The 11942-nt window shown below is 63.3% G+C and carries 14 protein-coding genes and 1 tRNA gene; 6 read left to right on the top strand and 9 right to left on the bottom strand.

Annotated features, from left to right (window positions below; translation table 11 throughout):
- Positions 1 to 42: 42 nt before the first annotated feature.
- The 6 genes from AXF13_RS01900 (at position 43) to AXF13_RS01875 (ending at position 6034) form a co-directional block, all read left to right on the top strand.
- The gene (locus AXF13_RS01900; protein ID WP_062251440.1) at positions 43 to 1485 is read left to right on the top strand and encodes a sodium:proton antiporter; all 1443 of its coding nucleotides are present in this window, start codon (positions 43 to 45) and stop codon (positions 1483 to 1485) included.
- Positions 1486 to 1582: 97 nt separating this feature from the next.
- Positions 1583 to 2215 (top strand): sugar O-acetyltransferase, encoded by a 633-nt coding sequence (locus AXF13_RS01895; RefSeq protein ID WP_062251439.1) that lies wholly within the window; start codon positions 1583 to 1585, stop codon positions 2213 to 2215.
- 382 nt (positions 2216 to 2597) lie between these two features.
- Positions 2598 to 3425 carry a phosphate ABC transporter substrate-binding protein gene (locus AXF13_RS01890; RefSeq protein WP_062251438.1) on the top strand — a complete coding sequence of 276 codons (828 nt, stop codon included), beginning with the start codon at positions 2598 to 2600 and terminating at the stop codon, positions 3423 to 3425.
- Positions 3412 to 4368 (top strand): PstC family ABC transporter permease, encoded by a 957-nt coding sequence (locus AXF13_RS01885; protein WP_062251437.1) that lies wholly within the window; start codon positions 3412 to 3414, stop codon positions 4366 to 4368. Before AXF13_RS01890 ends, AXF13_RS01885 begins: the two co-directional genes overlap by 14 nt.
- On the top strand, positions 4362 to 5264 hold the full coding sequence (locus AXF13_RS01880; RefSeq protein ID WP_062251436.1) for a PstA family ABC transporter permease: 903 nt from the start codon (positions 4362 to 4364) through the stop codon (positions 5262 to 5264). Before AXF13_RS01885 ends, AXF13_RS01880 begins: the two co-directional genes overlap by 7 nt.
- The gene (locus tag AXF13_RS01875; protein WP_062251435.1) at positions 5261 to 6034 is read left to right on the top strand and encodes a phosphate ABC transporter ATP-binding protein; all 774 of its coding nucleotides are present in this window, start codon (positions 5261 to 5263) and stop codon (positions 6032 to 6034) included. The genes AXF13_RS01880 and AXF13_RS01875 overlap by 4 nt, the downstream gene beginning before the upstream one ends.
- Before the next feature lie 69 nt (positions 6035 to 6103).
- On the opposite strand, the gene AXF13_RS01870 is transcribed toward AXF13_RS01875, so the two are convergent.
- The 9 genes from AXF13_RS01870 to AXF13_RS01830 form a co-directional block, all read right to left on the bottom strand.
- Positions 6104 to 6179 (bottom strand) — tRNA-Thr (locus AXF13_RS01870).
- Between the two features lie 46 nt (positions 6180 to 6225).
- Positions 6226 to 6597, bottom strand: a complete 372-nt coding sequence (locus tag AXF13_RS01865) for a hypothetical protein (protein ID WP_009303586.1) — start codon at positions 6595 to 6597, stop codon at positions 6226 to 6228.
- Between the two features lie 163 nt (positions 6598 to 6760).
- Complete coding sequence (gene gluQRS / locus AXF13_RS01860) at positions 6761 to 7771, bottom strand: tRNA glutamyl-Q(34) synthetase GluQRS (RefSeq protein WP_062251434.1); 1011 nt, start codon at positions 7769 to 7771, stop codon at positions 6761 to 6763.
- 4 nt (positions 7772 to 7775) lie between these two features.
- The gene (locus AXF13_RS01855; protein ID WP_062251433.1) at positions 7776 to 8288 is read right to left on the bottom strand and encodes a rhodanese family protein; all 513 of its coding nucleotides are present in this window, start codon (positions 8286 to 8288) and stop codon (positions 7776 to 7778) included.
- A gap of 8 nt (positions 8289 to 8296) precedes the next feature.
- The gene (locus tag AXF13_RS01850) at positions 8297 to 9172 is read right to left on the bottom strand and encodes a C40 family peptidase (RefSeq protein ID WP_062251432.1); all 876 of its coding nucleotides are present in this window, start codon (positions 9170 to 9172) and stop codon (positions 8297 to 8299) included.
- A 223-nt stretch (positions 9173 to 9395) separates the two neighbouring features.
- A complete protein-coding gene (locus AXF13_RS01845; RefSeq protein WP_190276367.1) occupies positions 9396 to 9797 on the bottom strand; it encodes a flagellar basal body rod protein FlgC in 402 nt (133 codons plus the stop codon).
- Between the two features lie 84 nt (positions 9798 to 9881).
- Positions 9882 to 10685, bottom strand: a complete 804-nt coding sequence (gene folE2, locus AXF13_RS01840; RefSeq protein ID WP_062251430.1) for a GTP cyclohydrolase FolE2 — start codon at positions 10683 to 10685, stop codon at positions 9882 to 9884.
- Positions 10685 to 11104, bottom strand: coding sequence for a nickel-responsive transcriptional regulator NikR (nikR, locus tag AXF13_RS01835; RefSeq protein WP_008685371.1), 420 nt, complete (start codon positions 11102 to 11104; stop codon positions 10685 to 10687). Before nikR ends, folE2 begins: the two co-directional genes overlap by 1 nt.
- Before the next feature lie 45 nt (positions 11105 to 11149).
- Positions 11150 to 11884, bottom strand: coding sequence for a class I SAM-dependent methyltransferase (locus AXF13_RS01830; RefSeq protein WP_083521917.1), 735 nt, complete (start codon positions 11882 to 11884; stop codon positions 11150 to 11152).
- Between the last annotated feature and the right edge of the window lie 58 nt (positions 11885 to 11942).

The raw sequence follows: 11942 nt of genomic DNA, 5'->3' as shown, positions 1-11942 counted from the left end.
TCGCGGCCCGGGGCCGCGACATTTTCCATTCAGGAGTGCCCAATGTCAAAACTCTGGTCTTTGTCTCTGACCCTGGTTACGGCCCTGTTCTCGGCCCTGGTTCTGCCCGGCGCGGCCCTGGCCGCCGCGGGACATCCCACCATCCCCGGATCCGAGCTCTCGGCCGTCTGGGTCATTCCCTTCGCCTGCATGCTGCTTTCCATCGCCATCATGCCGCTGGCCCTGCCGCACTTCTGGGAACACCATTTCGGCAAAATCGCCGTCTTCTGGGGTCTGGCCTTTCTGGTGCCCTGTCTCCTCGTTTACGGCTTCAATGTGGCTTTGTACGAATTTCTGCATATCATTCTGCTGGACTACATCCCCTTCATCGTCCTGTTGTTCGCGCTGTTCACCGTGGCCGGCGGCGTGCGTCTCAAAGGCTCGCTGGTGGGCACGCCCGTGGTGAACACTCTCCTGCTGGCCGTGGGCACCGTCCTGGCAAGCTGGATGGGCACCACCGGCGCGGCCATGCTGCTGATCCGCCCCCTGCTGCGCGCCAACGCCCACCGCAAATACCGCGTGCATTCCGTGGTCTTTTTCATCTTCCTGGTAGCCAATATCGGCGGCTCCCTGACCCCGCTGGGCGACCCGCCGCTCTTCCTGGGCTTCCTCAAGGGCGTCAGCTTCTTCTGGACCACCACCCATCTTTTCCTGAAGACTCTCTGCCTCTCCGTGGCCCTGCTGGCGATCTTCTTTGTGCTGGACACGGTGCTTTTCAACAAGGAAGGCCGCCCCACCCCGCCGCATGATCCCGATGCCGTGGAAGAAAAACTCGGCCTGGACGGCAAGATCAACCTGCTCTTCCTGCTGGGCGTGGTGCTGGCGGTGCTGGCCTCGGGCATGCTGCCGCTGGGCACCTGGATCGAAGTCTTCGGCGTGCCCGTGGAAGGCCAGAACCTGCTGCGCGACATCGTGCTGCTCTGCCTGGCCGGTCTTTCCTGGAAGTTCACCAGCCGCCGCTGCCGCGAGCTCAACGGCTTTTCCTGGGCGCCCATTGAGGAAGTGGCCAAGCTCTTCTTCGGCATCTTCCTGAGCATGATCCCGGCCATCGCCATTCTGCGCGCCGGTACGGACGGCGCCTTGTCCTCCCTGATCCAGATGGTTTCCACCCCGGACGGCCAGCCGGTCAACGCCATGTATTTCTGGCTCACCGGCGCGCTGTCGAGCTTCCTGGACAATGCGCCCACCTACCTGGTCTTCTTCAACACCGCCGGCGGCGATGCCGTTCACCTGATGAACGACATGGCCGACACCCTGATCGCCATCTCGGCGGGCGCGGTATTCATGGGCGCCAATACCTACATCGGCAACGCGCCCAACTTCATGGTCCGCTCCATCGCTGAAAACCAGGGCGTGCGCATGCCCAGTTTCTTCGGCTACATGGCCTGGTCCGTGGGCATTCTGATCCCGCTGTTCGCCGTGCTGACCTGGGTTTTCTTCATCTAAGCCGGATAAGCTTTTCACCAGCTCAAAAAAACGGCAGGCCGCAAGCCTGCCGTTTTTTTGAGCTCCACCCCCCGCACGAGACAAAGGAGAACCGCTCATGAACCACAAGGAGCGCATGCTTGCGGGCCTTCCCTACAAGGCCTGGCTGGACGGGCTGAGCGAAGAACGCCGGGCCTGCCGGGAAAAAATCTTTCGCTACAATCATCTGCCGCCCGACCGGGAAGGCGAACGGGACGCGCTGCTCCGCGAGATTCTCGGCGCATGCGGCAGGCATGTACGCATTGAGGGGCCGTTTTACTGTGATTACGGCTATAATATCGACGTGGGCGAAAACTTTTTCGCCAATTACAATTTCACGGTGCTGGACGTGGCCAGGGTCAGCATCGGCCGCTACGCCATGATCGCGCCCAATGTGGCTATTTATACGGCCGGGCACCCCCTGCATCCCGCATCCCGGAATTCGGGCTATGAATACGGCAGGCCAGTCGCCATCGGCGACAATGTCTGGATCGGGGGCAATACGGTGATCAATCCCGGCGTGCGCGTGGGCGACAATGTGGTGATCGGCTCCGGCAGCGTAGTGACCAGGGACATTCCGGACAATGCCCTGGCCGTCGGCAATCCCTGCCGCGTGCTGCGGTTTGTCACCGAGGCCGACCGCTGCCGTTATTTCAAGGATTGCCGCTTTGACGTGGACGACTATGAACACCCCTTTAACGCGGAGGAATGACCCGCGGCAGCGTCGGAAGCTACAATGTCCGCGTTCCCGCATGCCTTGACTCCCGGTTCAGGTCTGCGTACAGAGATTCAATGCTTGCATGCCGGAAATATTCACGCGAAATCTCGCTGAAATGCCAGCGTCTCAGGATTCTGAAGGACGCAGAGGGCATGCATGCGCGTACCGGCGCCACCTGACCGGCCGTTGGGTGGGGCTGGATGTCTCCCTTCATCCCTTAGCGGCCGGGCTTTCTTTCTCTTTCATGGCCGCATCAGGCATGACGCGGCTCCTTCTCCCTCCTGCAACGGCTCAGTGACGCCGCACTTGCGGCAATGGCCTGGTTCGGACACAGCTCCGGATCGTGTCGCTCACACGGCAAAACAGGAGAACTCTCATGCATCGTTGTCTTATGGCGCTGGCCTGCCTGGCTTTCAGCGCTTCCACGGCTCTGGCCGCCGGTCCTCTGGACGCTTTCAACGGCCTGAAAGGCAACCTCGACATCGCGGGAGGCACCGCCCATATCCCGGTGATGAAGGGCGCGGCCAAACAGATCATGGCGGCCAATCCGGACATCCGCATCACTGTGGCCGGGGGCGGCTCAGGCGTAGGCGTGCAGAAAGCGGGCGAGGGCCTGGCCCAGATCGGCAACACGGGCCGGGCGCTCAAGGAGTCCGAAATCAAGAAATACGGGCTGGTCAGCTTTCCCTTTGCCATCGATGGCGTGGCGGTGGCCGTCAATCCAAAAAATCCGGTCTCCGGACTGAGCAAAGCCCAACTCAAAGATATCTTTGCCGGTAAGATCACCAACTGGAAAGCCGTGGGTGGGGCTGACGCGCCCATTTCGCTTTACGTGCGCGAGGACGGCAGCGGAACCCGCGAAACCTTCGAGGAACGCGCTCTGGACAAGGGAAGTTCCTCTGCCGGGGCCAACGTGGTCAATTCCAACGGGGCCATGAAAACCGCCATTGCCCAGGATCCCAACGCCGTGGGCTATGTGGGCATCGGACATCTGGACCCGAGCATCAAAGGCCTGGACGTGGACGGCATGAAGCCTTCCCAGGAAAACGCCGCCAAGGGTACCTACACCGTGACCCGGCTGCTGTATATGAACACCAAGGGCGAGCCCGAGGGGCTGACCAAAGCCTTTGTGGACTATATCTACTCGCCCGCGGGCAAAGAGATCGTGTCCGGGGCCGGTTATATTCCCTATGAGAAAAAATAAGGACGCTGACGGCCCGGCGGCAGGAGAAGATCTGATCTTCACGGCCGCCGGGCCGACCGCACATCAGAGCGAACCGGGCGACCGGGCGGGCCTGGGCACACGGCTGGCCGCGATCCTGGCCGTCGGCGCGGTGTCCTTGCTCTTCGTCATGATTCTGGCGGCCGCCCTGCCCGCATTGATTCAGCCGGGACCGGGAAGCCCCCTGGACTGGGTCTGGCAGCCCTACCAGGGGCATTTCGGCATTTTGCCCATGTGCCTGGGATCTCTGGCCCTGGCGGGCTTTGCCCTGATCATCGGCTGGCCCCTGGCGCTGGGCTTGTGCTGCTGGCTGCTCACCGAAGAGGCCCGCGCCGCGCGCCCCCTGGTGAAGCTGACAGGAACACTGATCCGCTTTATGACCACCATTCCCACCGTGGTCTATGGCTTTGCGGCCGTGTTCCTGCTGACGCCCTTGGTGCGCACGGCTTTGGGCGGTACGGGCATGTGCCTGCTCTCCGCCGGAATCATGCTCACCCTTCTGATTCTTCCCACCATGGTTCTGGTGCTGGAAGCCGGGCTCGGCCCCCGCCTGGAACGGCTTTGCCCCTGGGGGCAGGCGCTGGGCTTTTCCCGCCTGGACCTGCTGCGCTTTTTTGTGCTTCCGAAAGCCCGGCGTAACCTGACGGCCGCGGCTGTTCTGGGTTTCGGCCGCGCCGTGGGCGACACTCTTATCCCGCTTATGCTGGCAGGCAATGCCACGCAAGTTCCCGGCGGCCTGACCGAAAGCCTGCGTACGCTTACCGCGCACATGGCGTTGGTCACGGCCAACGAAGTGGGCGGCGCGGCGTATAATTCCCTCTTTGTGGCCGGTCTGATTCTCCTGCTGGTCAACGGCGGGGTAAGCCTGGCCTTGCGCCGCCTGGAGACGGACGCGCGCCGCGGCAAGGAAATGCGGTCATGCTGATCCGCCGGGTGCCCTCCCTTGCTCCGTCCGGCGCTTTTTTCCGCTGGGCATTGCGCACATGCGCCCTGCTTCTGATCCTGGGAACAGGCACTTTGCTGGCCTTTCTGCTTTTCAAAGGGCTGCCCACATTGGGCGCGCGGCTTTTTTTCGGGGATGTCCCGGCCCTGGACGCGCTGCTGGGGCGCCAAGCCGTCTGGGACGGGCTCTGGCCCGCCTGCGCGGGTACGGCCTGCCTGGTGGGCCTTACCGTACTGCTGGCTGTTTTCCCCGGCGTGGGCTGCGGCCTGTATCTGGCCGAATTCGCGCCGAAACGTCAGGCCGCCCGCATCCGCCTGGCTATGGATGTACTGGCCGGAACGCCTTCCATCGTTATGGGGCTGTTCGGCTTTACGCTGATTCTCTTTCTGCGCAAGACCTTCCAGACGGAAGCGAACACGTCGTTGTTTCTGGCCGCCGCCTGCCTGGCATTGCTGGTGCTGCCCGTACTGGTGACCACCACGTGCGAAGCCCTGGAGGCCGTTCCCAAAAGCCTGAGAACTACCGCCACAGCTCTGGGCTTCACCAGGCGGCAGGCCGCGCGCCACATTCTGCTTCCCGCCGTTGTTCCGGGCATCCGGGGCGGCGTGATTCTCGCCCTGGGCCGGGCCGCCGAGGACACGGCCGTCATCATGCTTACAGGCGTCGTAGCCAATGCGGGCCTGCCCGCGGGCTTATGGGGCAAGTTTGAAGCCCTGCCTTTTTCCATCTTTTACACGGCGGCCCAATACCAAAGTCAGGAAGAGCTGCTCCGGGGCTTTGGCGCGGCCCTGGTTCTGCTTATGCTGGCCTCGGGCCTACTGTTCTGCGCCCGTCTGCTGGAAAACCGCTTTCACCGACGCTGGCGGGGGGAATCATGAAAATTGCCGCGCGCATTCATGCGCTGTGCGTTTCCTTCAACAAACGGCAAATCTTGCACAATGTGGCTTTTTGCGCCCCGGCCGCCGGGATTACGGTACTGGCCGGGCGTTCCGGCTCGGGCAAGACGACCCTGCTGCGGGCCTTGAACCGCCTTAATGAAACGTTTCCCCACAGCCAAACCACCGGCCGGGTGGAACTGGACCTGGGAAACGGCCTGGAGGCCATCTATGAGGCGTCCGGCCAAGACGGGGAACGGGCGCGTCCTCGCCCCTTGAGCGAACTCCGCCGCCGGGTGGGCATGGTTTTTCAGACGCCCAATGTCCTGCCGGTCAGCGTGGCCCGGAACCTTGCCCTTCCCCTGCAGGTAGTGGCGGGCGTTCCTGCTCCGGAAATACAGAGGCGTATGCAGCGGGCTCTCGTTGACGTGCGCCTGTGGGATGAGGTGGCCGACCGGCTGGATATTCCGGCGGAACGTTTGTCCGGCGGCCAGCAGCAGCGCCTTTGCCTGGCCAGGGCTCTGGCGCTGGAGCCCGCCGTGCTTTTGCTGGACGAGCCCACGGCCTCGCTCGACGTACACGCCGCCACCGGTATTGAGGATCTTTTGCTGCGGCTGGCAAAGCGCTATCCGCTGATTGTGGTTTCGCACAGTCCGGAGCAGGCGGTGCGACTGGCCACACGCCTGGTGGTGCTGCATCAGGGCCAGGTACTGCATGTGCTGGAAAAGGGGGAGATCCAGGCCCGAGAGCTGGCCGGTCTGCTGGCGAAGTGAGGACGGAAGGGTGCAACTCGCCGGAATGCAAAAAGCCCTTACGGACGCTACCGTAAGGGCATGATTTCATGGAGCCAGCTAAGAGACTTGAACTCTTGACCTGCTGATTACGAATCAGCTGCTCTACCAACTGAGCTAAGCTGGCGACCGGCTTCTATTGCCAAAAAAGAACCGCTCTGTCAAGAAGGACGTCAGGGCCGCTCCAGCACCAGCGGGATGGCGTGCAGCTCATGGCTGATTTCTTCCGTGGGTTCCAGGCTCCAGCGGCTGGTTTCGGGCCAGCCCAGGCGCGCCGCCACAGCTTTGGCCACACCGGCCACATTGAGCACCGGATGGCGCTGGAAAACCTGGGGCAGGCCGTAGGTCAGATTACAGACCAGGCATTTGCCCGGCCGCCGGCGCAGTTCAAAGGCCAAAACCGCCCGGTCGGGCGTCACGTTCCGGCAGACCAGCCGGATGTCGTAGGCCCCCTCCTCGGCGCCGCCGAACAGCGCGTCAAAAAAATCATCCGTCCGCTGGGCCGGAAAAGCTGCATCCAGAAAATCCTGATCAAGCGTTGCCACGGTTCTACACACTCCTGCTGAGAGATACGCGCCACTGGGGGCTGCTTCACAATACCATTGCTTCTTAGCGGTAAAAATGCCCGGCCATGTTTCACAAGGCCCGCGAGTTTTCCGCAGGAGGGCTTTGCCCGCCGTCAAGCGGAAATCTCAAGCGTACGATGCGTTATGACGCAAGCCGACGCAAATCCTGATCCGTCACGCGCTGGTCCGCGCCGGGCAGGCGCTCCAGAGCAAAATCCGGCAACAATTCCGCCGGGAGCACGGACCAACCGCGCGGGTTGAGCCCGGCCAGCCGGGCCAGCAGGCCCACAATGCGCCTGGGGTCCGCGCCCCGCTCGCGTAAAACCCGCAGCGACAGGCTCTGGTGGCGCTTGGCCAGGCGCTGGCCCTCGCCGTCCAGAAGCAGCGGAATGTGCGCATACGAGGGGACAGCATACCCCAAAAGCCGCAAAAGAGCGATCTGGCGCGGCGTGGAAGACAGGATATCCCGCCCGCGCACCACCTGGTTTACGCCCATAAGCGCGTCGTCCACGGCCACGGCCAGTTGATAGGCCAGTACGCCGTCGGAACGCCGCAAGGCGAAATCCCCACCGCATTCCACCAAACAAAAAGATTGGGGCCCCAGCAGCGCGTCCACAAAATCAACGCGCTCCGCCGCGCAACGCAGCCGCACGGCGGCCTTGCGCCCGGCCCGGAGCAGGGCCTCCCGCTGTTCCGCGCTCAACTCCCGGCAGATGCCGGGATAGGGCGCGCCCGCGTCATCCACATGCGGGGCCGCGGCCAGCAGGCGCAGTTCCTTTCGGGTGCAGAAACAGGGATAGGTCAGGCCTGCGGCCTCCAGCCGGGCCAATACGTCCGCGTATACGGCTGTGCGTCGGCTCTGCTCATACGGCCCGGCGGGTCCCCCCACATCCGGCCCCTGATCCCAGTCCAGACCCAGCCAACGCAGATCTTCCAATAAAGCCGTTGCGAATTCCGGCCTGGAACGCTGGGGGTCGATGTCTTCCAGCCGCAGAATAAGAACGCCCTTGCGCGCCCTCACCGCCAGCCAGGCCAGCAGGAAGGCCCAGGCATTGCCCAGATGGGCGTAGCCCGTGGGACTCGGGGCCAGCCGACCACAAATGCGGTCCGCAGGCTGTTGCGGCGGGCCGCCCTCATGACCGCGAGGCGGCATGGGCTTATTTTTTGTTCCAGGGCATGGCCGAAAGCAGCAAGCCCAGGCCGCAGAAGCCGGTCACTCCGGCAAAGACCAGACCCGCGCCCACAAAGGCGGACAGCCAGATCATGGGCGGCCAGACGAACACTCCGGCCAGGCCCAGCAGCACCAGCGCGCCCGCGCCGATCTGAATCTGGCGGAACAGAGGCATGCTCTGCCGACCGCGCTCCACCGGCAGGCCTTGCTTGGCCCAGGTGCTGACGCCGCCTTCCATCTGCAAGGCGGGTCCTCCGGCCAGTTCTTCCAGCAGGTCACTCTGCTTGGTGGTGCGGTTGCCGGAATTGCAGGTGAATACAATGGGCAGGTCCGGGCTGGCCGGGGCCAGACGCGTCCATTTGATGACGGAAAGCGGGGCCACTTCAGCGCCGGGCACGCGCACGGCGTTTACTTCATCGGGCTCCCGGATGTCCACGAGACGGATTTTTCCGTCCCGAAGTTTTTGCAGGGTTTCAGCGGGACTGATAACAGGAAGCATGAATATACCTATGATTGCTTGCGGCTCTTGGTGCCGGAAGATTTTTTACTTTTCTGGTGGGAAGAGGAGGCCACCTTGGGAGAGGCTTTCTTATCGGAGGCATGGGCAGCGGTTTTGCCGCCCTTGGAAGCGCGCTCGGCCTTGCTTTTCCCAACCTTGGCTGCCTTGGCGGGTGCGGCCTTGGCGCTGCGCCGCGTATCGTTGCTGGCGACCTGCACCACTTTGTCGCGAGAGGCGCGGCGTGTTTTCACACTGCGGCGGGATTTGGCCGGGCTTTTTTTCTGCACGGAGAGTTCGCGCACGGCTTTTTCCTCGGCATAGTCGTTGAGACGGCTTTCGGCCTGGGCCACCAGGTTTTCATTGCCTTCAAAATTCACACGGCGCGCGCCCAGAAAAGTGCTGCTGAAATAGGGGTCACTGAGAGAGTTGATCCGCACTTTGGTGCGGCGGCGCGGGCTGTGGATGAATTTGCCGTCCCCCACGTAAATACCCGTGTGATAACCCCGGCGGGGATGGCGGAAGGCCACAATGTCACCGGCACGCATATCTTCCTGATTCTTAATGCGCTGGCCCACCGCGGACTGCTCCCGCGCGGTGCGCGGCAACTGCACGCCCACGCTTTTGTAGGCCCAGCAGACAAAGCCCGAGCAGTCAAAACCGCCCGGACTGGACCCGCCCCGCACATAGGGGGTCCCGATGGCCGAACGGGCCTTGCGCAACAGCTGCCTGCTGGCCTGGGCCTGGTCTTCGTCCAGAGCCGCCTCATAGGAACGGCGGAAGCGCTCCACACGCATATTCTCATCGGCGGCATTCTGTTTGGCCGCGCACCCGAAAGCCAGGCCGCAGCCCATAATCAGCGCACACAGTTTCAGATATTTACCCATTCGCACTCCATTCCCAGCATGTTGCGCTTGAAATTGCCGCGTAACGGTGAAGTCAATTCACCTTGCGACAATTTCGCGGCGCGGATCTTGTAGAAATCCGCACAGAGCATTCAGACATTTTCAATGCAAGCCATTCCGGCAATGACCGTCCTACCGGCAAGCGGCGGGCAACGGGATAAAAAAACGGGCAGGTCCATCCCGCCCATTCCGGTAATTGCGTCATTCAGGCCTTAAGATCCAGCAGCGTCCCCAGCATGGCGTCGCCGGTACGGACAACCTGGGCGTTGGCCTCATAGGTCCGCTGCGTGGAGATCATCTGCGTCATTTCACGCCCCAGATCCGTGCCGCCGGGATTAACAAAGTCCGACTCCACAGACGCCGGAGCGGCGGATACGGCCGGGTTATTGCGGACCTCGGCGGGAAGCCGTCCGGCAACGCCGGAATCCTGAAGCACGGCATCCAGCCGCACGCCCCGGCCGCCGGGGCCCGTGGCATAGACCGCGTGTTGCGGCGCAAAGCCCGCCGTGTTCACGTTGGCCACATTGTGCGCCGTAACAGCCATACCCCAAGAATGGGCATTCATGGCCGACGCGCCCAGGTTCATACTGCCGGTAATGCCGCTCATCATTTACACCTTAGCGGCTTTCATAGCATAAAATCAGCCCACTGCAAAACGCTTTTTCCCGTGCCGGGCCGGATCCGCCAAACCCTACGGCCGAGCGCCTTTCCGGGCTCCGGATGCGGCCAGACTGCGTTCGATGCGGGCAAAGGCGTTATGGTTGTGGATGGACTCCATGCTCTCCACCTCCACGCTGAACCAGTCCACATGCGTGTGCCGGGAAAGGCGCTGCGCCACATTGCGCACCACGTCCTCCACAAAGGCCGGGGCGGCAAAGGCGTGCTCGGTGACGAATTTTTCGTCCTCGCGCTTGAGCAGGGTATAGACCGCCGAGGAACCCGACTCCTCGGCCATCTCGATGAATTCCTCCAACCAGGAAAAGCCGGTCATGCGCACGCGCATGCGCACGATGGCCCGCTGGCTGTGCGCGCCCTCACGGCTGATGGCCTTGGAGCAGGGGCAGACGGTCATCACCGGCACGTCCAGATCCAGCAGAAATGACTGCCCGTTTTCATCCAGTTCGCCGGTAAGGCGGCAGGCATAGGCCACGGTGCCGGGGCTGCCCGAGGCCGGGGCCGCCTTGCGGATGAAATAGGGAAAACTGAAGCGCGCCCAGGCCCGCCGCGCGCCCAGGCGTTCCTTGATGTTTTCCAGCAGGCGGCGCACCGACTGGTAGCTGATTTCCTCATTCCACTCCTCCAGGGCTTCCACAAAACGGCTCATGTGGGTTCCCTTGAAGGCCGAAGGCAGGTCCACGCCCAGGTCCACGCTGGCCACGGTCTGCTGGCTGCCCCGGGCGCGGTCGCGCACCAGCAGGGGCAGCCTGAGTTCGCGCACACCCACGCGGTCGATATTCAGAGGCACTGTGGGGGCATGGCTTTGTACGTCTTCCATCAGGCCAGATCCTGTCCGGTTGTGGTCACGCTGAACGTGCCGTGTTTGACGCCGCGGCAGGAGATCAGCCGATCGGCCAGAGCCCGCACGCGCTCGGCCTCGCCCTTGAGCACCAGCACCTCCAGGCAGTTGTAATGATCCAGATGCACATGCAGGGTGGTCACGATGATGTCGTGATCGTCGTGCTGAATACGCATCAGCCGCCGCGCCAGATCGTTTTTGTGGTGGTCGTAGACCAGGGTCAGCGTGCCCGCGCCCTGCCCCTGGGATGTCCGCCAGTCCTCTTCGACCAAAGCCTTGCGGATCAGGTCCCGGATGGCTTCCGAACGGTTGGAATAGCCCTTGCGCGCGCAGAGCGCGTCAAAAGGCCCCAACAAATCCTCATCCAGCGATACGCCGAAACGCGCCAGTTTGCCCATACATTCCGCCTGCCGTCTGTAGAAATAATTCCAGCCCGTGCGCGCTCAGTCCGCCCGCCGCCGGATTTCCCATACCTGCACGGTCACCGGCACGGGCTGGGCATAAAGGGGCTCCACCCGCGCGGTATGCACACGCCGCCCCTGCCAGCCGCCGCAGTGCAGGGCGTGCAGAAAAGCCTCATACACCGAGCGCCCCGGCTCGGCCACCCAGGCCGCGCCGTCCGGGGCCAGGGCATGCTCCAGAAAACGCAGCACCGGCGCCACAAAGCGCTTCTCATACATGATGTCCCCGCCCCAGATCCGCGCCATGCTCCGTGCGCGCACCGCCGGGCGCCGCCAGTCCATGAGCGCCCAGCACGGCTGCGTCACGCCATTGAGAGCCGCGTTGCGCGACGCGAAATGCAGGGCGGCTTCCTCGTAATCCACAGCCGTGACCCGCGCGCCCAGCCATTGGCCCACCAGAGCGGTGAGTCCCAGGCCGCAGCCCAGATCCAGGCAGACGCGGCCCGCGATCTCCTCTTGCCGGGCCGCCAGCCAGCCGGCCAGAGCCACGCTGGAGGGCCAGAGCTCAGTCCAGTAGGGCAGCCGCTCGTCCTCGAAATTATGAGGATCGGCGGTCATGGCATCCCAGAGTTCCTCCAGGTCGGCGGCCCGCGTCAGACGCCATTGCCGCCCCGCCGCGGCCACGCTGATTTCCGGCGTGTAGGCCTCAAGACCGGCGCTCCGCCCTCCGGGCCCTTGGGATTCCGCCGGGGCGGATGCTGCGGATACGTATTTCACGCGAAGGAATATAGCCCAACGTCCGGGGGCTGTACAGCGGGCCGCATTGTCTCACAGC

It is taken from the genome of Desulfovibrio fairfieldensis, from assembly GCF_001553605.1.
Lineage (GTDB): Bacteria > Desulfobacterota > Desulfovibrionia > Desulfovibrionales > Desulfovibrionaceae > Desulfovibrio > Desulfovibrio fairfieldensis.
The sequence above is the reverse complement of the archived record's forward strand: the minus strand, read 5'-3'. Positions and strand labels throughout refer to the sequence as shown.